This is a genomic window from Ralstonia nicotianae (assembly GCF_018243235.1).
Taxonomy (GTDB): domain Bacteria; phylum Pseudomonadota; class Gammaproteobacteria; order Burkholderiales; family Burkholderiaceae; genus Ralstonia; species Ralstonia nicotianae.
In genome coordinates this window covers 1,719,236-1,741,674 of record NZ_CP046675.1, presented here as the reverse complement: position 1 = coordinate 1,741,674, position 22,439 = coordinate 1,719,236, and the positions used below count along the sequence as shown (strand labels likewise).

The 22,439-nt window shown below is 68.8% G+C and carries 14 protein-coding genes and 1 pseudogene; 5 read left to right on the top strand and 10 right to left on the bottom strand.

Features of this window, described 5'->3' with window-relative positions; genetic code table 11:
- Positions 1–16: 16 nt before the first annotated feature.
- The 7 genes from GO999_RS23445 to GO999_RS23415 form a co-directional block, all read right to left on the bottom strand.
- Positions 17–1,006: a poly-beta-1,6-N-acetyl-D-glucosamine biosynthesis protein PgaD gene (locus tag GO999_RS23445; protein WP_019719197.1), complete on the bottom strand. Its 990-nt coding sequence runs from the start codon at positions 1,004–1,006 to the stop codon at positions 17–19.
- On the bottom strand, positions 1,003–2,277 hold the full coding sequence (gene pgaC, locus GO999_RS23440; RefSeq protein WP_016724887.1) for a poly-beta-1,6-N-acetyl-D-glucosamine synthase: 1,275 nt from the start codon (positions 2,275–2,277) through the stop codon (positions 1,003–1,005). The genes GO999_RS23445 and pgaC overlap by 4 nt, the downstream gene beginning before the upstream one ends.
- Positions 2,278–2,280: 3 nt before the next feature.
- Positions 2,281–4,455 carry a poly-beta-1,6-N-acetyl-D-glucosamine N-deacetylase PgaB gene (gene pgaB / locus GO999_RS23435; protein WP_408004892.1) on the bottom strand — a complete coding sequence of 725 codons (2,175 nt, stop codon included), beginning with the start codon at positions 4,453–4,455 and terminating at the stop codon, positions 2,281–2,283.
- A 5-nt stretch (positions 4,456–4,460) separates the two neighbouring features.
- Positions 4,461–6,911 (bottom strand): poly-beta-1,6 N-acetyl-D-glucosamine export porin PgaA, encoded by a 2,451-nt coding sequence (gene pgaA, locus GO999_RS23430; protein WP_118888118.1) that lies wholly within the window; start codon positions 6,909–6,911, stop codon positions 4,461–4,463.
- 160 nt (positions 6,912–7,071) lie between these two features.
- The gene (locus tag GO999_RS23425; protein ID WP_011003599.1) at positions 7,072–7,971 is read right to left on the bottom strand and encodes a LuxR C-terminal-related transcriptional regulator; all 900 of its coding nucleotides are present in this window, start codon (positions 7,969–7,971) and stop codon (positions 7,072–7,074) included.
- A gap of 586 nt (positions 7,972–8,557) precedes the next feature.
- Complete coding sequence (locus GO999_RS23420; RefSeq protein ID WP_049842276.1) at positions 8,558–8,827, bottom strand: hypothetical protein; 270 nt, start codon at positions 8,825–8,827, stop codon at positions 8,558–8,560.
- A 118-nt stretch (positions 8,828–8,945) separates the two neighbouring features.
- Positions 8,946–10,319 carry an MATE family efflux transporter gene (locus GO999_RS23415; RefSeq protein WP_011003597.1) on the bottom strand — a complete coding sequence of 458 codons (1,374 nt, stop codon included), beginning with the start codon at positions 10,317–10,319 and terminating at the stop codon, positions 8,946–8,948.
- Positions 10,320–10,669: 350 nt separating this feature from the next.
- On the opposite strand from GO999_RS23415, the gene GO999_RS23410 reads away from it, so the two are divergent.
- The 3 genes and pseudogenes from GO999_RS23410 (at position 10,670) to GO999_RS23400 (ending at position 15,267) form a co-directional block, all read left to right on the top strand.
- The gene (locus GO999_RS23410; RefSeq protein ID WP_011003596.1) at positions 10,670–12,301 is read left to right on the top strand and encodes an APC family permease; all 1,632 of its coding nucleotides are present in this window, start codon (positions 10,670–10,672) and stop codon (positions 12,299–12,301) included.
- A gap of 287 nt (positions 12,302–12,588) precedes the next feature.
- Positions 12,589–13,128 (top strand): annotated as a pseudogene (locus GO999_RS23405) (GGDEF domain-containing protein); the annotation flags it as partial.
- Between the two features lie 711 nt (positions 13,129–13,839).
- The gene (locus GO999_RS23400) at positions 13,840–15,267 is read left to right on the top strand and encodes a TolB family protein (protein WP_019719203.1); all 1,428 of its coding nucleotides are present in this window, start codon (positions 13,840–13,842) and stop codon (positions 15,265–15,267) included.
- A gap of 315 nt (positions 15,268–15,582) precedes the next feature.
- On the opposite strand, the gene GO999_RS23395 is transcribed toward GO999_RS23400, so the two are convergent.
- Together GO999_RS23395 and treA are read right to left on the bottom strand one after the other, a co-directional pair.
- Positions 15,583–15,957: a 2OG-Fe(II) oxygenase gene (locus GO999_RS23395; RefSeq protein ID WP_043876919.1), complete on the bottom strand. Its 375-nt coding sequence runs from the start codon at positions 15,955–15,957 to the stop codon at positions 15,583–15,585.
- Between the two features lie 138 nt (positions 15,958–16,095).
- On the bottom strand, positions 16,096–17,751 hold the full coding sequence (gene treA, locus GO999_RS23390; RefSeq protein ID WP_211906950.1) for an alpha,alpha-trehalase TreA: 1,656 nt from the start codon (positions 17,749–17,751) through the stop codon (positions 16,096–16,098).
- 314 nt (positions 17,752–18,065) lie between these two features.
- Between treA and GO999_RS23385 the strand changes: the two genes are divergently transcribed.
- Together GO999_RS23385 and GO999_RS23380 are read left to right on the top strand one after the other, a co-directional pair.
- Complete coding sequence (locus GO999_RS23385; RefSeq protein ID WP_019719206.1) at positions 18,066–19,040, top strand: cysteine synthase A; 975 nt, start codon at positions 18,066–18,068, stop codon at positions 19,038–19,040.
- Positions 19,041–19,305: 265 nt separating this feature from the next.
- Positions 19,306–20,511, top strand: a complete 1,206-nt coding sequence (locus tag GO999_RS23380) for a chitinase (RefSeq protein ID WP_016727418.1) — start codon at positions 19,306–19,308, stop codon at positions 20,509–20,511.
- 70 nt (positions 20,512–20,581) lie between these two features.
- Here the strand turns inward: GO999_RS23380 and ggt are convergent, their stop codons facing one another.
- Positions 20,582–22,318: a gamma-glutamyltransferase gene (gene ggt, locus GO999_RS23375; protein WP_211906949.1), complete on the bottom strand. Its 1,737-nt coding sequence runs from the start codon at positions 22,316–22,318 to the stop codon at positions 20,582–20,584.
- Between the last annotated feature and the right edge of the window lie 121 nt (positions 22,319–22,439).

Below are 22,439 nucleotides of genomic sequence, written 5' to 3'. Positions count from 1 at the left end.
TGGGCGGCGGCGCGCGTCACGCATCCTCGGCCACCACATCGCCCCGCCGCCCAAACCCATGCAGCGGATCGATGCGCGCGGCCTCCAGGTGCATCTCCGCATACGGATCCACCAGTTGCGCGTGCGCGCCGAACGCATGCGGGTTGCGCGCGGCGGGCCGCGTGGCGACGATCACCGGCCGGCCATGCGCCACGGCACGGACACCGCCGTAGTAGCGCGACATGCCGGCATGCAGGCCGAAGCCCACCGGCACCGGGTCCTGCCAGTCGGTGCGGCCGATCTTGCCGCGATAGCCGAACCGGTGGAAGCCGGCCGCATCGGCGGTGACCACCTCCGCTTCCACGTCCGTGACGGACGCCACCTCGCTGACCGTCCGTGCCTGCGTCACCAGCGGCAGGGGCCGCGCGAGCGCGGGTTCGGTGCGGTCCATGTGCTCGACCAGGATGATCCCGCTGCCGGACAGCGTGGGCTCTTGCGGATCGTATTCAGCGCCGCGCATGAACGGCACGGGCGGCGTCGCCGTGCCGGCGGGGGCCGGACGGCCGGCCCATTCATGCCAGCTGCGCACGCGGGTGATGCCGCCGTCCTCGTCGTGGTCCACCACCAGCAGGCGCGTATTGCGCGGGCGCTGCCACGGCGGCGCGCCGTCGGTGCGCAATGCCGCGCGCGACGCCGTGGAGCGCGATGCCGATGCGGCCGGCGCGCGCGCCATCTTGCGGCGGATGGCGCGATCCAGCCGCGACAGGATCATCCACACCAGCAGCACCGCGCCCATGCCGGCGATGATGTTGCCGTACAGGCGCAGCTGCTCGAACGGCAGGCCGCTCGGGCCGACGCTGCTGATGGAATACCCCACGTACAGCCCCAGCAGGCCCCAGATCGAGATCACCAGCAGCGGCCGGAAGATGCGGAACCACAGCACGTGCTGCACCGTGCCGACAATGCCCTTGTCGGAAAACGACTGCCGGATCGAGTTGCGCGACACGTCGATGACTAGCATGGTCATGGTGAATTCCCCTGTTGTATGCCCCGGTCGGGGCTGGTCCAGCGGGCGCGTGCACGCTCGCGCTGGAAGGCGACGGCCGGAAACCCGACCACCGTGGTGATGAGATTGAGAATCCAGAACGCCACGGGATACCAGACGGTGTCGATGAAGTAGCGCAGGATGCCGTCGTCGTAGCGGCGGTCGATGAAGCAGCCCACCGCCAGCTGCAGCACGCAGGTGATGAACAGCAGCGTGCCGTGCCAGCGCGGGAAGGCTTCGAAGCGCCACGCCGGCGGCATCTCGACGAAGAAGCCCAGCACTGACCAGGCGATGACGAACAGCATGTTGTACGCCCACACCACCGACAGCGCGTATTCGAAGAAGATCGGCCACATCATCGACTGGCGCAGCGACAGCATGGCCGGCGCGTACTTGATCAGCGCCTGGATGCCGCCCTTGGCCCAGCGCAGCCGCTGCTTGTAGAGGCCGCGGAAGGTCTCGGGCATCAGGATCCACGACAGCGCGCGCGGCTCGTAGCGGATGATCCAGCCGCCCACCTGCAGCTTCCAGCTGATGTCGATGTCCTCGGTGAGCATGTCGTTGCTCCAGTAGCCCACCTCTTCCAGCGCGTGCTTGCGGAACATCACCACCACGCCCGACACCGTCAGCAGCCGGCCGTACACCTGCTGGGTGCGCTTGATGAGGCCGACGATGGACGAGAACTCGCCCACCTGCATGCGCCCCAGCAGCGTGGAGCGCGTGCGGATGCGCGGGTTGCCCGTCACCGCGCCGATGGTCGGGTTCTCCAGCAGGTGGCGGATCATCCAGGCGATGGCATCCACGTCGAGGATCGAATCGCCGTCGATGCACATCAGGTACTCGGCATCGGTCACCTGGGCGGCGGTGGTCAGGCCGATCGCCTTGCCCTGGTTGGACGACTGGTGGATCACCACCAGTTGCGGGTGCCGCGCGGCCAGCGCGTTCAGGCACTCGCCGGTACGGTCGCTGCTGCCGTCGTTGACGGCGATGATGTCGTAGTTGGGGTAGCGCATGCGGGCCAGGTGGCTGATCACCTCCCGCACGTTGGCCTCCTCGTTGTAGCACGGCACGATGATCGACACCTTGGGGTAGTCCCGCAGTCCGAGCAGCGCGAGCGGATACCGCACGCCCTGCGTGCCCCGCTCCAGCAGGAAGAAATGCAGCAGCCCGCCGATCATCCAGAAATACGACATGAAGAACGGGTAGTAGAAGACGAAGCCGGAAATCCAGCGCTTGACCAGTAGCGGATCCATGCGTCAGCCTCCCGCCCCGGTTGCCTGGCCGCCGGCCCCGGCGACCGGGTTGTGCTGTTCTGCGTTGGCCGCGCCCGGCGCCGTGGTGGGCGGAATCGACTTGAGCTCCTCGGCGCGGCTCGGCACGCGGCGCGTCTCGATGGTGGTCTTCATCGACATCACGTCGCGCAGCACCTCGGTGTCGGGCCGGCCGGCGATGAAGTCGTCGGGGTAGTAGCCGTAGTTGAGCGCCCCGGCGGCCCGCAGGCGCCGCATCTGGTCGCGCAGCTCCGGCGTCGGGACCGGCTTGTCGCGCTCGCGCCAGTCCACCGCCTGCAGCTCGAAGATGGTCTTGCGCAGGCCGTCCCGGTGCTTGCCGACCGCGGCCACCAGCTTGGCCATCCAGTCCTTCGGATCGCGGGCGTTCTCCATGTAGGGCATGGCTTCGAGCGCCACGTAGTCGTAGGCCTGCAGGAAATCGTCGTAGTTCTGCGCGGTCCACTTCTCGGCGTCGGGGTCGAGGATGGGGCTGGCGAAGATGTTGCGCGCGGTCAGCATGTCGCGGCCGTTCTGGTAGCCCTGCACCACGCCGATCAGCTCGTGGGTGAAGGCGATCAGCGCGGCGGTCTTGCCGCGCGTCCACTTCTGCATCAGCTCGGGCGAGCGGCGGATCGCATTGATGTCGCCGGGCAGGCCCATGGCCTCGTAGGCCTTGAGGGCGGCCGGGCTGGCGTCTTCGTAGTCGTCGAGCACGGCGTCGTCGTGGAACAGGATGCCGTCGAAGATGGCGTACTTGGCCAGGTCTTCATAGATGTCGCGGATCATCCGGCGCGCCTCGGGGTCGAACGGCGACAGCCGCGGCGGCTTGCCGGCCTTCTGCTTCTCGGGCGCGCCCGGCACCGCCTGCACAAGGTGCGTGGACGCCGGGTTCTTCTCCGGCAGCTTGAACGCCAGCACCGGCAGCCACGCATACACCTCCACCTTGGCGCGCGTCTTCAGCTGCCACGCCACGCGCGAGAAGAGGTCGGCGCGCATCGGCATGTGGCGGTTGGGGAAGTACACCGAATCGACCGCGCCGTCGCCCTTCGGATCGGCGAAGGCCTGCAGGTAGACCACCTTGGGCGCGAGGTCCTTGATGCGCTCGATCAGCCGGCCGAGGTTGGCTTCCTGCTGGCGCGGATCGGCGTCGTAGATGTAGTCCATGTCGACCTGCACCACGCGCTGCACGGGGTTGATCTCGCCGTGATGCGTGAGCGGCTCGCGCAGCGAGCGCTCCAGGCTGCCGGTGTCGGTGTCGTAGCCCATCAGGCTGCGGCGGATGGCGGTAAGCGGCGCGTCCGGTGTGTTGGGGCCGGGCTCCAGCGTCAGCATGTACTTCAGGCCGACGTTGGCGGCTTCCTGGTCGAGCGTCAGATTGTGCGCGCCATAGGGCCACACCACGCTCTGCACCTTGGCGCCGGTGTACTTCTGGATGATGTCGATGCTGCGCTGCAGGTCGCCGCGCACGCGCTTGCGGTATTCGTCGTCGGTCTCGTAGCGGCCGAGCTTGGGCAGGTAGCCGTGCGTGCTGGCGGCCGGCATCTCGTTGCCCTGCGGGTTGCCCAGCATGCCGTGGTGCATGTCGTGCGTGTGCGTGGCGAACTCCACCAGGCCGGAGGACTGGATCTCGCGGATCTGGTCCCAGTTCATGAAGAAGTCGCGCCCCACGATCTGCTTGTCCGACAGCTTGACCTTGGCCCCCTGCGGCGCGTCGGTCCACTGCGTCACCAGCGCGAAGACCGCCGGGAAGCGGAACTGCTTGAGCAGCGGAAACACCCGGGTGTAGTGGCTCTCGTAGCCGTCATCGAAGGTCAGCAGGATGGGCCGGCTGGGCAGCGGCTTGCCGCCCCGTCGCGCCTCGCCGATCTGGTCGAGCGTGACCGGGTGGTAGCCGTTGGCCTGCAGCCAGCTGAACATGTTGGTCAGCATCTTGGTATCGATGGCGAACGGATCGGGCAGCGTCTCGAAGCTGGCGCGCAGGTTGTCGCGGATGTCGTGGAAGCACAGCACGCGGAAGGTCTTGCCGTCCACCGGGTCGGGCTTGGGCAGGAAATCCACCTGCAGGGCGGCGGCCGGCCGCGCAAAGGCGAGCAGCGCCATGGCCAGCACGGCCATCCAGGCGAAGCATCGTCGCAGAGACGGGTATCGGGAGGCTTGCATGGGCATCACAGCGGAATGTTGAGATTCAGGTAGATGAACTTGCGGGTCTCGGGCTGGCCGTCGTAGCGGTGCCGGCCCAGGCCCACGCCGTAGGAGACCTGGGTCTTGCGGTTGATCTGCCAGACGTGCTCCAGCCGCGCCTCGAGCATCGGGCTCGTGCCGAACGACTGCTGGTTGTAGACCCCGCCGGTCAGGTAGACGCGCTGGGTGAACGACTTGTCGGCGTAGCGCCAGGGCGTCCATGACCAGATCGCGGTGGCCTGCCCGCTGTAGTCGCGCGAGGGGCTGAAGTAGCTCACGTTGTTCATCGTGCTGCTGCTGGTGCCGGCGCCGAACAGCACGCCCACCGTATGCCGCGGCGACGAGAACACCTGCTGGTAGAAGCCGGCATCCCAGCGCTGGCGCAGGTTGTGGTCGGTGTAGCGCGACAGGCCGTACGTCAGCGACGCGTAGCGCGTCTCGTCCCAGGTGTAGCGCACGTTGCCGGTGGCGGTCTTGCCGGTCACGCCGGCCGCGTACGCCTTGTAGGGCACCTCCAGGTCATCGTTGGTGATCAGGCCGGAGACCTTCCAGTGGTCGGACGGTATCCACGCCGCGTCCAGCGTGCCGCCGGTCTTGCCGGCCGCGCCGACCGACTGGTGCACCTCGCCGTTCACCTCGATGCCGGTGTCGAACCACTGCACGCCGGCGCCGTTGCGCACACGGCTCTGCGACGCGCCCTGGAAGTCCGCGCGGCCGGTGAAGTTGTGCACGAACAGCCGGTAGTGATCGGCGAACGGACCGGAATAGGCCCGGGTGTTGACGCCGAATTCCTGGTCGGCGAACACCGCGTTGCCCTTGTCGCCGGTGGCCTCGATGATGAGCTGCGGGCTCTGGTAGACGTCGAGGTCCTTGCGCAGCGCGTGCACCGAGCCGTTCTCGGGGAAGCGCTCGTCCAGCCCGTCGGCCACATCCTTGGCCGTCTTCAGGTCATCCAGCGCCAGCGAGGCGCGGCCGTAGCCCGACATCACGCTCAGGTCGTCGGGGTGCTCGGACAGCGCGGCCTTGTACATGGCGCGCGCCGTGTACGGCTCGGCCTGCACCATGGCGCCGTCGGCGCGCGCGCTCACGAACGAGGCCGCGAACGGCGCTTCGTGCCGCCATTTGTCGAGCGCGGCGATGCCCTCGTGCGTGCGGCCGGTCAGCACCAGGTATTGCGCTTCGAGCCGCTTGACGCGCGAATAGTCGGGATTGGGCGTGCCGGCCTCGGGCGCCAGCCGCACGTACTCGGGGTTGTCGGCCTTCATCTTGTCGAGCAGCGCGCGCGCCTCTTCATAGCGGCCGGTATCGAGATCGGCGTAGAACAGGCCCTCCTGCACGTCGCCGGTCTCGATCTCGCCGGGGCCGGCGTCCTTCAGGGCCTGCGCGTAGGCAGCGGCCGCGCGGTCGGGCTTCTCGAGATACGAATAGGCGTCGCCCGCCGACACGCGCGTGTAAGCCGGCACCTTGCCCGCCTGCGACATCGCCTCGTAGCGCTGCACGGCATCCTTCATGCGCCCGCGCGAGGCCAGCGCCACCACTTCGTCGGCGACGATCTCCTGGCGGAAGGCGGCGTTCTCCGGCGTCTCGGGCACCTTCTTGAGCAGCGCCTCGGTCTGCGCGACGGCCTGGTCGATGATGACGAAGCGCTCCGGCCCGCTCAGCGACTTGAGCTGCTGACGGCCCCAGCGGATGCGCTGGGCCGCCGCGGCATGCTCGACCTGCCAGGACTCGCTGTCGGTAAACCAGTCGGGGTGCTCGCGCAGATGATCCAGCGCCAGCGTGGGCGCGCCTTCGCGGGATTCGCGCAGCACCTCGGCGCGATACGCGTCGCGCGCGGTCGGCATCGGGGCGGTGGGCGTGGGCTGCGGCGGGCCGGCAGCCTCGGCGCCGGGCACCGCTGGCGCCGTCGGCAGCGGCGTCAGCGCCCCCGGCGCCGGGCCCTGCAACGACGGCCCTGCCGGCGCAACCGCCGCAGGTGCCGGCGGCGGCGGGCCCGGCGGCAGGATCACCGTGGGCGACGGCGGACTCGCTTCCTCCGGCGGACTCGCGGGCGCCATCTCCGTGGCCGGGGCCGGCGTGGGCACCTGGGCAGGCTGCGGCGGCGCGGCGGCCGGCACCGTCTGCTGGGCCACCAGCAGGGTCCGCGCGGGCGATGCGGGCAAGCCGCCGGCATCGGACGGCGCGATGGCGGCGGCCGGGGCGGCGGTGCCGTCGTTCAGCTCGGCGAGCTCGGCATCGATCAGGCGCCGCGTGGCGGCACTGGCGGCATCGTCCTGGCTGCCGGCGGACGGGCGCGCGGCATGCGCGGCCAGCGGCGCGGCGCCGACCAGCACCACCGTCGCGGCAGCGACGGCGCATCGGCGGGAATCGCGCGGGCCGGCCGGATCAGGGCGGCCGGTGCGCATGAGCGGGGGGACAGGCACGGGAACAGTCATTGTTGTCGTCTCCAGTCAGCGGCGATCGCGTCTGGCGGGCGATCGGCGCGGTGGGTGGCGTGCGGGCACCGGACAGCGGTCGGCAAGCGAACCGGAGCAGCCAGCGCGGCGCCGCATCGTGCTCGGCGGAATCGGCGGGGGAAGCGCGGATAGCGGGCCGTCACCCCATGCCGTGCCGATGCGCGCCATTGACGACACGCACCGGCATCCGCCCGCCCTTGGGCGCGGCCGTCGAGCCGAAGGCGCGCGTCATGGCCGCCCAGCGCGTCTCGGCGGCATGCTCGCCGACGGCGGGACGGGACGGCACGCGCGCCGGCGCCTCCACGGCTTCCACCGCTTCGATAGCGACGCGCGGCGGCACGTCTGCGCGCGCAACCGCCTCGGGCAAGCGGTCGCCGGCCGGGGCCATCGCCGGATTGCCTTGCAGCTCCAGCGGAATGCCCAGCCGCATGGCGGCGTACACGGCCTCGCTCTTGTTGCGCACGTTCAGGCGCCGGTAGAGCGTGCAGGCGTGCGTCTTGACGGTGGCTTCCGAAATGCCCAGCAGGCGGCCCACGCCCTTGACCGAGTGCCCGCGCGAGAGCAACACCAGCACCTCGTACTGGCGCTGCGAAACATTGAGCCGCTGCGCGGCCTCGGCGGCATTCATGGCCGGCGGCCCGGCAGCGACGTCCTGCGCGGCGCGCGGCATCAAGGCGGGATAGGCCTGGCCGCCGGCCAGCACGAGCTGCAGCGTGGCCAGCAGCACCCCGGTCGGCTGCGTCTTGGCGACATAGGCGTCGGCACCGCACGCCATGACGGCATGCGCCTCCTCGGCCGTCACCTGCGCGGCCAGGACCACGACGTGGCGCGGCGTGCTCTGCGCGATGAGATCACGCAGCCGCGCGGCATCGAGCGGGACGTCCGCATCGTGAACGCCGACCACCAGCAGATCGGCGGGATCGAGCGGCGCATGGGGCTGCTCGGGCGCGCTGACCTCCAGGCCCAGCGTGGGATGCGCGAGCACTTGCGCAAGCCCGGCGCGCAGCAGCGGATGATTCTCCAGCAGAACAGCCTTCATGGTTTCCTCGTCTCTTTTATGAAGCGATCCGGTCGAGCGCGCATGCAAAAGGAGGCCCCGCACACGCGCGGCATGCGACCGTCGAACAACCCCGGAGTCCGTCTGGGAGAGTGCGCGTGCCGTCGATCCAGGACGATGGGAGCGCGTGGTGCGGGCCCGTCGATCGCGGGCGCCGCTTATGTGGAAGGACTGCGTCCCGCATCCGGCACGGATTGCCGTGCGTCAGCGGGTTGACCGCACGAGATTGAGCAAGCGGCGGGCCAGGAGCGTGCAGTGCAACATCCGCTTACATTTGCCGCGCTAGGCGGCATGCCGCCGGCCCCGGCAAGAGCCGTTGCAACCGTGGCTCCGCGGCCGGCAGGCCGGCTCGCTGCAATGCCACGCGATCACCCGCTTCTGTCACGTTTCTGTTACGAGTTCGCGCGCGGCATCCTCCACGCCGATGGCATGGACGGAAATGCACTGAAAAGAATTACAACCAGTTTGAAAAGTTACCGAATCCAGTTCCCCCCGCGTACCGGCGGGCGCCGAAGGGCACACCCGCGGCCCGGCATCGGGCATGGCGCGCCTCGATGTGCCGTGCGGATCACAGCTTGCGGCGCGCGGAAATGAACAGAAACAGGCTGTCGATGGCGCCGACCATGAAGATCAGCGCAGCCGCCATGTGCAGCATCCACGCGCCGTCCTTGAACGGCAGCGGAACATCGGCATGGGGAATGGCCGCCACGAATGCGGCCGCCGCCGACATGCGCGCGACGGGCAGCCACCACGGGCGTGCCGGCGGCGGATCGTCGCGGTGGCGCGGCGGCGTGTCCGGCGGCGTGGATCTCTCGGGTGGCGTCGTCGGACAGGGCATGGCGCGAAATGGGCGAGTCAGGCACAAGCCGCATTGTTGGGCACAACGCATCCGGCCGAAACCGCGAACAGTCCGCGGCGGCCCCGCCAATTCGGTGCACAGCGGCCCGCCGCGGCCTTCATGCGGCCTGCGGGGATGCCGCGGGCGCGGCGTTCAGCACACGCGGCAGCAGCATGCCCAGCGTCATGCCGCGCAGCGCCATGAAGGCCAGCATGGCGAACCACAGCCCCGGATTGCCCCAGCGCGGCAGCAGCGCGACGGCCAGCAGCCCGAACACGAGGGCCGAAAACGCCATCGTCAGCAGCAGTTCGCGCGTGCGGGTGGCGCCGATGAACACACCGTCGAACTGGAAGCCCCACACCGACACCACCGGCAGCAGGGCCGCCCACACCAGCGCGTGGCGCGCGGCCTCCCGCACGGCCGGCTGATCCGTCAGCCAGCCGATGATGACGCTGCCCGCTACGGCATACACCAGCGAGAACAGCGCCGCGCCCAGCACCGACCACAGCGTCGACACCCGGATCGCCGAGCGCAGCGCGCGGCCGTCGCGCGCGCCCAGCGCCGCCCCCACCAGCGCCTCGGCCGCATGGGCAAAGCCATCGAGCCCGTAGGCCATGAAGGTCAGGAAATTGAGCAGCAGCGCATTGGCCGCGAGGATGACGTCGCCCTGCTGCGCGCCCGCGTGGGCAAACCAGCCGAAGGCGGCCAGCAGGCAAGCCGTGCGCAGGAAGATATCGGCGTTCAGCCCCATCAGCCGGCGCCAGGCATCGCGCGCCAGCAGTTCGGCGCGCGTCATCGGCGGCAGGCCGCGCATGCCGTCACGGCTCAGCAGCCGCAGCAGCGCCATGCCGAGCGCGAAGCCCAGGATGTCGGCGACGGCCGTCGCCGCGCCGATCCCGCCCACGCCCATGCCGGCCCCCAGCACGAGCCCGAGCACCGCCACCATGTTGACCAGATTGATGAACACCTGCAGCAGCAGGGCAAGCCGCACCTGCTGGCGCCCCAGCAGCGTGCCCAGCACCACATAGTTGGCCAGCGCGAACGGCGCCGACCAGATGCGCGCATGGCAATAGATCCCGGCCATGCGCGTCACGGCATCGCTGGCCCCGAGCAGCGCCAGGGTGAAGCGGATGGCCGGCCCCTGCAGCACCAGCAGGGCCAGGCCGATGCCCAGCGCCAGCAGCAGCGCACGCGCGACGTTGGCCCGCAGCCCCCGCGCATCGCCCGCGCCGTGCGCCTGCGCCACCAGGCCGGTGGTGCCCATGCGCAGGAAGCCGAACCCCCAGAACACAAAATTGAAGAACACGCCCCCGAGCGCCACGCCGCCCAGGTATTCCGGCCCAGGCAAATGCCCCGCGACCGCCGTATCGACCGCCGACAGCAGCGGCTGGGTCAGATTGGCCAGCACGATCGGAAACGCCAGCGCGAGCACGCGCCGGTGCCACTGCATGGGCCGGCCGGGTGCGACCGGAATGGCGGACGAGTGCTCCATCGAAGATAAAAATACTCAACAAGGTGGAAAAAAAAGTGCAACCTGCACCGATTTGGTTATCATTGCGGCCCATTGCAGCGCTCGATACGCGGTAGAAGTGCAGTACAAAGCACAGTACCGCTGACTATCTCGCGAATCTCCCCCGGAACCTGACCTTGTGCCTGGTTTCATTCGCGATCGGGCCAAGTGTGGTCGATCCTACGACAGACCGCACGCGCATGTCCCGCAAGCGACAACCGCCAGCGGGACGGTGGGGTGAAGCCGAACCGGCGGCGCCCCGTTCGAAGGAAGCGGTCTGTCAAGCCGCGATACCTGGTCCAGCTTCGGACTGGCCGGGAAGGAGACACCCCTTGGAAAAACACGTACAACGCAACCTCGGCGCCTGGCCCCTGATGCTCACGGGCCTGGGCTCGATCATCGGTTCCGGCTGGCTGTTCGGCGCCGGCCACGCGGCAAAGGTGGCAGGCCCTGCCGCCATCTTTACCTGGGTCATCGGCGCGGTCGTCATCCTGGCCATCGCGCTGACCTACGCGGAGCTGGGCGCCATGTTCCCGGAATCGGGCGGCATGGTGCGCTACGCGCGCTATTCGCACGGCTCGCTGGTGGGCTTCGTGGCCGCCTGGGCCAACTGGATCGCCATCGTCACCGTCATTCCCATCGAGGCCGAGGCCTCGATCCAGTACATGAGCTCGTGGCCATGGCCCTGGGCGCAGGGCCTGTTCCAGCACGGCGAACTGACGCCGCTGGGGCTGGCGCTCTCCGCCGTGCTGGTGATCATCTACTTCCTGCTCAACTACTGGGGCGTCAAGGTGTTTGCCAAGGCCAACACCACGATCACCGTCTTCAAGTTCGTCATTCCCGGGCTGACCGCCGTGGCGCTGATCGGCGCCGGCTTCCATCCGTCGAACTTCGGCGGCACGGACGCCGCGAGCTTCGCGCCGTACGGCTGGTCGTCGGTGCTGACCGCGATCGCCACCTGCGGCATCGTGTTCAGCTTCAACGGCTTCCAGAGCCCGATCAACCTGGCCGGCGAGGCGCGTAACCCCGGCCGCAACGTGCCGCTGGCGGTGATCGGCTCGATCGTGCTGGCCGCCATCATCTACGTGGCGCTGCAGATCGCCTTCCTGGGCGCGGTGCCCGCGGAATCGCTGGTCAAGGGCTGGCACGGCATCGACTTCCACTCGCCGTTCGCCCAGCTGGCCATCGCGCTGAACCTGAACTGGCTGGCCATCGTGCTGTACCTCGACGCCTTCGTGAGCCCGTCGGGCACCGGCAGCACCTACATGGCGACCACCACGCGCATGATCTACGCGATGGAGCGCAACAACACCATGCCGGCCATGTTCGGCCGCGTGCACCCGATCTTCGGCGTGTCGCGTTCGGCCATGTGGTTCAACCTGGCGGTGTCGTTCATCTTCCTGTTCTTCTTCCGCGGCTGGGGTGCGCTGGCGGCGGTCATCTCGGTGGCCACCGTGATCTCGTACCTGACCGGCCCGACCAGCGTGATGTCGCTGCGCAAGAGCTCGCCGGGGCTGCATCGCCCGCTGCGCCTGCCGGGCCTGTCGCTGATCGCACCGTTCGCCTTCGTCTGCGCCTCGCTGATCCTGTACTGGGCCAAGTGGCCGCTGACGGGCGAAATCATCGTGCTGATGCTGGTCGCCCTGCCGGTGTACTTCTACTACCAGGCCAAGGCCGGTTGGCCCGACTTCAAGCGCGAACTCAAGGGCGCCTGGTGGATGATCGGCTACCTGCCCGCCATCGCCGCACTGTCGTACTTCGGTAGCACCGAGTTCGGCGGCCTGGGCCTGCTCCCCTACGGCTGGGACATGGTCATCGTGTCGGCGGTCTCGCTGTTTTTCTACTACTGGGGCGTGGCCAGCGGCTGGCATACGCGCTATCTGGATGAAGTCGAGTACGTGCACGAAGACGCCGTCGCGCCTGCCGGCGAACGGGTGCCGGGCGGGGTACCGCAAGGGGTCTGACCCTTCGCTCCGATCGGACCGATCGAACTGATCGCGCAAACGCCCGGCCCAGCCGGGCGTTTGTCATTGTGGGCAGCCGCGAATCGAGGCCGCGCCGGGCCTCGCCGGAGCCATCGCGCGCGGGGCGCAGGACACTGGGCGAGAGCGCGTGCCGCCTTCCGATCCGTCACGCCATTCCCGCGCACCGCCTCGCAGGTGCCTTCGCGCTCGGCCGCGCGGTTATCAGGTGCGGAAACCGTCGGCAGCACCTGCCGGCTCGGAAATGCGCGTGGCGCAATCGCCAACGCCCGAGCAACATCCCGCTCAACCCGCATATCGAACGGCTGCTGGAAGCCCGGGCCGAGTTCGTCGCCTGCTACGTGGACCTGAACCACTTCAAGCCCTTCAATGATCAGTACGGCTACTGGCAGGGCGACGAGATGCTGAAGATGGCGGCCGCGGTGCTGGCCGCCGCCTGCGAGCCGACGCGGGATTTTCTCGGCCACGTGGGCGGCGACGATTTCCTGGTGCTGTTCCAGAGCGCGGACTGGCGCACCCGCATCCAGCGCGCCATGGCCGCGTTCAACAGCAGCGCGCTCGCCAAGTACACTCCGGCCGACCGCGCCGCCGGCGGCATCCACGCGGAAGACCGCAAGGGCCTGCCGGCCTTCTTCCGCTGCGTGGCGATGGCCGTCGGCGCGCTACAGGTGCGTCCCGGCGCCGCCAGCAGCAGCGACGACATCGGCGCCGCCGCCGCGCTCGCCAAGCGGCGCGCCAAGCAGAGCGACCACGGCTTCCACTTCGAAACCATGCCGCCCGCCGGGACGCGCACCGGCCACTTCGCCTAGTTCGCCTGGCCGCCGCCGCTCGCGCCCGCCACCTGAGCGCGGCCGCGCATCGCATCGTTCATCCCCTCGACCCGGCTTGCGACCAGGCCGCCCGAACAGCAGAAGGGATCACCAACGCGGGCAGCCCGAAGCGCACGCACGCGCATGCCGGGTCGTCCTCACGGTGGATCAGGCATCCGACGGATGCGGCTGCCGACGATGAAAAATCATGCCGCCACAGCGGCCGAAACGCGTGCGCCATCGCGCGCGCTGAGCGCATTGCCCCAGCATCTTTCATGCCATACCGCGCGGCATTTCGCCGCATGAAAAAGTGGTGCCCCGTGCAGGTCGATAGGGACCGTCGCCGACATTTGTGCGCCATGTTGATCAGCACAGGTGGACACCGCGACACGCATACGTATGGAAGCGGAAAAGCCGCCCGCTGCTCGTGCTATCGGATGAAGCGAGAACCCCGTACAGTCTCGCCCCGAGATCGCCTTCCCTGATTCGGCGACGGCCCCAGCAACAACAAGCACGACGATACGAAGCGACCGGGGGGGTCTTCATCTGGGGCGTGTCTCCGCTGCCTCGTCTCATTGCCACGATTGTGGTCCCGCTATCACCCGGCCCGGCCGGGATGGCGGAGCTTTGCCTGAAATCCGGCGTTGTGACGTGGGCGTACTGCATCGATCCACCTCGGGTCGATGGATCACTCGTACAGGAACTCAGGTCATGCGTCTGCCCTTTGCCATTACCCGTTTCGCCGCCGGTGCCGCCCTCGCCGCGCTCGGCACCTCCGCTTTCGCCAACTGCGTCGCGAATCCGCCGACGCAGTCCAACGCATCGTTTCCCGCCGGCCTTACCGGCAAGCTCGCGTACCACAGCTACGTGAGCTACGGCGACGGCACCAGCCAGCTCTTCATCTACGACTTCGCCGCCCGCACGCTGACGCAGGTATCGAAGAGCGCCTGGGGCATCCAGGACCCGATGAACGCCGTGTTCAGCCCGGACGGCAAGTGGCTCGCCTTCATGGGCATCACCAACAACGCGTGGAACGTGTTCCTGTGGCAGGTCGGCTCGAGCAGCCTGCCGGTCAACATGACCAACAGCACCGGCCAGACCCGCAACGAAGACCCCAAGTTCAGCGCCGACGGCAAATCGCTGTTCTTCAAGCAGAGCGGCGACGTCATGCAGGCCACGCTGTCATACACCAGCACGGGCCCGATCTTCACGTCGGTCGTGGACATCACCAACACGGCGCCGGCCACCGAGAACTCGATGCCGTTCGCGACGCCCGACGGCAGCGCGGTCTACTTCGCCACCGGCACCGGCGCCGGCATGGGCCTATACAAGGAAACCATCGCCACCCACGCCACGGTCGCCTTCGACACGCCGGCCGGGCTGCAGACCTACTACCCGATCGTGCGCGCCGACGGCACCGTGTTCTACGCCCGCTGGAAGGACGCCGCCAGCCAGGCCGACCAGATCTACACCAAGGTCAACCCGGGCGACACGCCCAACCAGCTGTCGATCAACGACTGCAACAGCAACAACTCCGACCCGGCGCCGGTCAACGGCACCAATTACGTGTTCTTCTCGTCCACCACCGCGGGCGGCTACCAGCTCTACCTCGGCGATGTGAGCACGGGCCAGCGCTGGAGCCTGTCGCAGTTCGGCGTCAACTCGGACACCACCAAAGCCAAGCTCGGCTCCAACTACTACGCCGGCGGCACGACCGCCAGCACGTCGGGGCAGACGACGCGGCTGCTCTCGCAAGGCATGCCGGCCAGCGCCTCGTCGAGCTACAACAGCAGCCTGGGCGCCGCCAATGCCTTCGACGGCGACACCGCCAACACCCGCTGGGATTCGATCGAGGGCAGCGCCGCCGGCACGCAATGGCTGATGGTGGATCTCGGCACCGTGCGCACCATCAACGGCGTCGACCTGTACTGGGACGCGGGCGCCAAGACCTACGCCATCCAGACCTCCAGCGACGGCGTCAACTGGACCAGCATCTACAGCACGTCCAACGGCATCGCCTACGGCCACGCCGTGCTGTCGAACCTGCGCGGCAGCGGCCGCTACGTGCGCATGTACGGCACGCAGCGCGCCACGCAGTGGGGCTACTCGATCGACGAGATGCAGGTCTGGGGGTACTGACGGCAGGCCGCGCGCCGGCGCTGATCCGGCGCGCAGCCGTGCGCGGCGCGCCCGCCGACCGGGCGGTCCGGACGCATGCCATGGCCGCACAGGTCTGGAATGCCGGCCTCGTCGCCGCGGACGGCGCGCTCGACGATCGCGACTACAGCGCCGTGCTACCCGTCCTCGACCAGCAGCTGGGCCTGGGCGGCCTGCGGCTGGCGCGCTATCTGAACGAGGTGTTCGCCGCCCCGGGTTGCGATGGCCCGGTCGATGCCACCCCGGCGCCAACGCAACCGGATCGGGGCGCCCGCATGCCGGCCAGAACGGCTGCCGTCAGGCCGCCCGCCCGCCGATCACCCACCCCATCGACAGCACATAGCGGCTGCCGCCCTGTACCCGCGTCACGCTGTGCTCGCAGGCATCGGGCCGGAACAGCTTGATGCGGCGCGTCTGGAAGATCGGGTTCGCGCAGACAAACTCGCCGCCCGACCGGGGCGACTTGAGCACGATGTTGAGCCGATAGTGCCGCCCGTCCGAGACCGGGTCCGTGTGCGGCGGAATCTCCGACCCCTCGGGGTAGCGGATCAGGTAGCTGTCGAAGCAGATGGGCCACGTCGCGGTGGCCAGCAGCATCTTGTCGTAGCCCGTGCCCTGGCGGCCGCGCCGCCAGCGGAAAGCGTTGTCGAGGTAAGAGCGGAGTGACGGCATGGCGAAGGCAGGCAGATCCGCGCCGCGGGACCGCGGGATGCCGCACGTCTTGCGTATCGGCAATCTGCGGCCCGCTGGGCGCCATGCCCGATCATACCGGCGCGCGGACGATGAACCACCGCCCGCCGGGATGCCCCGTCACTGCCCGCGCCCGTATGCGTCGAGCAGCCTGAGCGTCACGCCGTTGGTCCAGCCGAAGCCGTCCTGCAGCGGATACTCGCCACCGCCGCCGCCCGTGCCGCTGCCGTCGACGATGTATTTCTCGACCAGCTTCTGCTCGGCCGCATACAGGCGCTCGACACTGCCGAGGAAGCGCTCGCCGATGGTCTGGGCCAGCAGCGCCTGGCCATAGTGCTGGCTGGCCTGCAGCGCAATCCACTGCAGCGGCGCCCAGCCGTTCGGGGCATCCCACTGCTGCTGCGTGTGCAGCGTCGTGGTGGACAAGCCGCCGACCTGCAGCAGCGCCGTCTGCGTCTGGCGCAGCGTCTGCCGGGCCCGCCCCCACGGCGCCATCTGCACGAACAGCGGATACGTCGCGGCCGCCGACAGGTTGTCGCGCACCTTGCCGAGCTTCCAGTCGTAATCCGCGTAGTAGCCGGCGGGATGCCACAGGTAGCGCTCGACCGCAACCGCCCGCTTGCGCGCGTGGTTGCCGAACTCGACCGTGCAGGCGAAATCGCGCGCCACGGCGCAGCCCTTGGCGATGGTCTTCTCCAGCTGGAACATCAGCGCATTGAGATCGACCGGGAGGATGGACGTGGTGCGGATGGTGGCCAGCGTGGCGCTGTCGCCGAACCAGCGCGAGCTGAAGTCCCAGCCGCTCTCGGCGGCGGCACGCAGGTCGCGCCAGACCTCGGCGGCGGGGCGGTCCGGTGCCTGCTGCGCCGTGGCGACATCCTGCAGATACGACTCGGGGCGCGGCGTGGCCTCATCGTCCCAGTAGCGGTTGAGCACGGTGCCGTCGGGCAGCACCACCACGTTGCCGCTGGCTTGCCCGGGGGCCGTGCCGGCGGCGCCGCGCATCCAGTAGGCGTACTCCTTGCGCAGCGGGGCCAGGTAGCGGGTGTAGGCGGCCTCCCCTTCCTTCGTGGCCGCGAGCTCCACCATCAGCGCGAAGAACGGCGGCTGCGAGCGGCTCAGGTAGTACGTCCGGTTGCCGTTGGGGATGTGGCCGAACCGGTTGATCTGGTAGGCGAAGTTGTCGAGCATGCTGTCGACGAGATCATCGCGCCCGGACGCCTGCAGCCCGAGCATCGTGAAATACGTATCCCAGTAGTAGACCTCGCGGAAGCGCCCGCCCGGCACCACGTAGGGCTTGGGCAGCGGAATCAGCGAGTTGTTGTCCGGCGCCGTGGCCGTGGTGCGCGTGAGCGCCGGCCACAGCCAGTTGATGTGCGCGCGCAGCGACTGCCCGGCGGGCGGCGTGATGACAGTCTCGGACGGCACGGTGAAGTACTGGTCGACGAACGCCTTCAGCGAAAAGCCGGGCACGTCCTTCTGCGCCCGATAGGCCTGCAGGATGACCGCCGGGTCCGCCTTGGGCACCGTATCGACGAAGGTCTTCTGGTCGGGATAGACCTGCGCGGTCTGCACGGCGACGAACAGTTCGCCATAGAGCTTGTCCGGCGAAAGCGGCAACGCCGCGCCAACGCCGACATCGGCACAGGCAGGCAGGGCACAGAGGCTGGCCGCCAGCAGCGCTGCGGCGGTGGCGCGGCGAATGTGCGAGGTGCCGGCGTAGATGATGCGCGGGCAAAACCGGGATGGCCGTGCAAGGCCACGGGGATCGAGCATGCTGTTCTCCTGCGTTGGTCTGCTCCCACCCCGGGACGATGCAAGGCCATGCAATGACGTGGCCTTGCCTGCGTTTGCTGTCCAGAAAAGGCGGCTTCGCCCCCGATGTCAAGGCACGCGGGGGCGGTGCCGATCGCGCCGCCGGCCGGCAAACAACGTGCCCGGCGTCCCGCCCAAGCTGAGCAGCCGGCGGGAGCGCCGGGCCCGACATGCCGCCTGCGCCCGGCGGGGCCCACATCCGCCGGTGCCCGTTTGCCGCACTATCCTGTAGAAGCGCGGGCACGTTGCCAGGCATCCGCACAGTGGGAGGCATCATGGCCATACGGGACGGGTTTTCCGGCAGCATCGGCAATACGCCGCTGATCCGGCTGGCGAGGCTGAGCGAGGAAACCGGCTGCGAGATCCTCGGCAAGGCCGAATTCCTGAACCCGGGCGGATCGGTCAAGGACCGCGCGGCCCTCTACATCATCCGGGACGCCGAGCGGCGCGGCACGCTCAGGGCCGGCGGCACGGTGGTCGAGGGCACCGCCGGCAACACGGGCATCGGGCTGGCCCATCTCTGCGCGGCGCGCGGCTACCGCTGCGTGATCGTCATCCCCGAGACACAATCGCCCGAAAAAATGGACCTGCTGCGCGCGCTCGGCGCCGAAGTGCGCCCGGTGCCGGCCGTACCGTACAAAGACCCCAACAACTACCAGAAGATCGCCGGCCGCCTCGCGCAAGAAACCGCCAACGCGATCTGGGCCAACCAGTTCGACAACCTCGTCAACCGGCAGGCCCACTATGAAACCACCGGCCCGGAAATCTGGCGCGACACCGCCGGCAAGGTGGATGCCTTCGTCTGCGCGACCGGCACCGGCGGCACGCTGGCGGGCGTCGCCCGCTACCTCAAGGAACAGAACCCGGCCGTGCGGACCGTGCTGGCCGATCCGCACGGCAGCGGCCTGTACAGCTTCGTGAAGACCGGCAGCATCCAGGCCGAAGGCAGCTCCATCACCGAGGGCATCGGCTCCACCCGCGTCACCGCCAACCTCGAAGGCACGCCCATCGACGATGCCGTACGCATCGATGACCAGACCTGCGTCACGATGGTCTACCGGCTGCTGCGGGAAGAAGGCCTGTTCGTGGGCGGCTCGACCGGCATCAACGTCGCCGCGGCGGTGCAGCTGGCGCGCGAGCTGGGGCCGGGTCATACCATCGTCACGCTACTGTGCGATCGGGGCAATCTGTACTTTGCGCGGTTGTTCAATGGGGCATGGCTGGCGCAGAAGGGGTTGGTGGCGGGATGAGACCCGCGCGCGGCCCACGCGCCGCGAGCCACCACCCCGCACCGGCATCGGGCATGCCCGGCCGCCGCCGGACCATCTCTCAACTTTTCTTACCAGGCCTCGCGGGTCGATTCCCGCCTGCCTAAGCTCCTGATCGGGTCCGCCCGCGCCCTCCAGGCCGGCGCGATCCCGCCGCCCGTGCCGTCCCGACGCGACGGCAGCCGGCCACACCGGCAGGCGCACGGAACGGCGATCCTCACATCACGCTAGCCAGAGAGGGAAAACGATGAAACCCAGGGTGTCCCCCCGCTTCGCCGCGCGCGCAGTCGCCGCGCTCTGCCTGTCCGCTGCCGCCGGTGCCTCGCATGCGGCGGGCGTCTATGCGCCGTACATCGACATGACGCTCGACCCCACCCCGCTGATCGACCAGATCGGCGTGCGGCAGGGCATCCAGCAGTTCCATCTCGCCTTCGTGATTGCCGGCGACGGGTGCACGCCGTCGTGGGGCGGCATCCAGGCCATCGGCAACGGCGCGAGCGGCGATCTGCTGACCACGATCGCCGCCTCGATCACCCGCTACCGGGCCCGGGGCGGCGAGGTGTCGGTGTCGTTCGGCGGCGCGGCCGGCACGCCGCTGATGAAGGCCTGCACCACCGTGCCGGCGCTGAAGGCCGCGTACCAGACCGTCATCGATACCTATCAGCTCACGCATGTCGATTTCGATATCGAAGGCTCCGTCCAGAAGGACACCGAGGCCGTCGCGCGCAACTTCCAGGCCATCGCGCAGCTGCAGTCGGATTTCGCGGCAAAGGGCCGGGCGCTGCATGTCACCCTGACGCTGCCGGTCCTGCCGTCCGGGCTCGTGCAGGACGGCATCAACACCCTCAATGCCGCCATCGCCAACAAGGTCGCGCTCGACACCGTCAACGTGATGACCATGGACTACGGCCCGGCCGACATCGACATGGGCGCGGCGGCCATCAGCGCGGCGCAGGGGCTGTACGCCCAGCTGGACACCGCCTACAAGGCCGTCGGCCAGGTCAAGACGGATGCGCAGCTGTGGCGGCTGGTCGGCGTGACGCCCATGATCGGCATGAACGACGTGCAGAGCGAGACCTTCACGCTCCCCAACGCGCTGACCGTGCTGGGCGCCGCGTACGGCAACGGCTACGGCATGGTGTCCAACTGGTCGGTCGGCCGCGACCAGGCCTGCCCGGACAACGGCGCCGTGGTCTCGCCCACCTGCTCGGGCATCGTGCAGCGCCCCTATGCCTTCGCCTCGATCTTCCGGCAGCTGCACGGCCATTGGGGCACAGGCGTGCTGCGCGACCCGAGCTACGGCAATGCGACCGGCGGCAGCGCGCCCGCCTGGTCGGCCACGGCGGTCTACCGGATCGGCCAATGCGTGACGTACCAGGACGCGAAGTATTGCGCCCGCTGGTGGACGCAGGGCGACGTGCCCAACGCCGGCGGCGTCTGGGCCAAGTCGTAACGCCGTAGCGTCACTGCAAAGAAAAGGGCCCGCCGAAGCGGGCCCGATCGCGCAATGCGCGTCAGCGCGTTCAATACCCGGCGGCCAGCCCCGTGTTGCGGCGCGGGTCGTTGGCACCGTAGAAGCGGTTCTTGCCCACCGGCTTGCCCTCCAGCGACGGCGCCCCCACGATGATCGCGGCCAGGTGGTTGGCCGGCTGCGGCGGGCCGAACTTGTGGCCCATGCCTTCCAGGATCTGGCGGGTATCCGGCGACAGCGTGTAGTTCTCCACGTTGGTCAGGTCCGGCAGCCACTGCTGGTGGAAGCGCGGCATATCGACGGCCTCCTGCACGTTCATGCCGTAGTCGATCGCATTGAGCATGGTCTGCAGCACCGCCGTGATGATGCGGCTGCCGCCCGGCGTGCCCACCACCATGGCGGGCTTGCCGTCCCGGGTGACGATGGTCGGGCTCATCGACGACAGCGGCCGCTTGCCCGGCGCGATGGCATTGGCCTCGCCCTGCACCAGGCCATACAGGTTGGGCACGCCCACCTTGGCGGTGAAGTCGTCCATCTCATCGTTGAGGATCACGCCGGTCTTCGCGGCCGTGACCTTGGCGCCGAACCAGTCGTTGAGCGTGTAGGTGACGGACACCGCGTTGCCGTACCGGTCGGCGATCGAGTAGTGCGTGGTGTTGCTGCCCTCATGCGGCTCCACGCCCGGCTTGATGTCCTTGGACACGCCGGCCTTCTTCGGGTCGATCACCGCGCGGATCTTCGCCGCGTAGTTCTTGTCGAGCAGGCGGTCCAGCGGATTCTTCACGAAGTCCGGGTCGCCCAGGTAGCTGTTGCGGTCCACATAGGCGTGGCGCATGGCTTCGATCTGGTAGTGCACGCCCTGCGCCGAGTGATAGCCCAGGTCCTTGAGCGGATAGCCCTCCAGGATGTTGAGCATCTCGCAGATGACCACGCCGCCGGAGCTGGGCGGCGGCGCCGACACCACGTGGTAGCCACGGTAATCGCACTCGACCGGCGCCAGTTCGCGCGTCTTGTAGCCGTCCAGGTCTTCCTGCGTGATGAGGCCCTTGCCCGCCTGGCTGGAGGCGACGATGGCCTTGCCCACCCAGCCCTTGTAGAAGCCGTCGGTGCCCTTGACGCTGATCGCATGCAGCGTCCTGGCGAGGTCGCGCTGCACCAGCTTCTGCCCCACCTGGTAGGGCTGCCCCTTGTTCAGGAAGATGGCGCCCGAAGCCGGGTCCTCCTGGAAATCCTTGGTGGAGGTGAGCAGCATGTCGATGTCGCCCTGGTCGAGCGCGAAGCCCTTGTCGGCCAGCCGGATCGCCGGCGCGATCAGTTCGGTGCGGCTCCGGGTGCCGTACTTCTCGCGCGCGTATTCCATGCCCGACACAGTGCCGGGCACGCCCACGGCCAGGTGGCCCTTGGTGGACAGGCCCTTGATGACGTTGCCGTCCTTGTCCAGGTACATGTTGGCGGTGGCGCCCTTCGGAGCGACCTCGCGGAAGTCGAGGAAGGTCTTGCGGCCGTCGGCCAACTGGATGGTCATGAACCCGCCGCCACCCAGGTTCCCCGCGGCCGGATACACCACGGCCAGCGCGTAGCCCACCGCCACCGCTGCATCCACCGCATTGCCGCCGCGCTTGAGCACGTCCACGCCGACACGGGTGGCCAGGTGCTGGGCCGCGACGACCATGCCGTTCTCGGCGGCGACCGGCGCGACGGACGCCGCGTACGACGACGGCACAAAGCTCGTCGTCAGCCAAAGAGACGCAATTGCGGCGCCCCACCGCAAGCCTGGTTTCGGGTTCATAGGATTCTCCTCGCGTATGAAATGCCTTGTATTCGGCAATCGCTTAAAAACGAATCTGAACCCTACCAAAATGCAACCAGGCGCACCATCACCGCTACCCCGCATTGCCAGCCACCCGTCT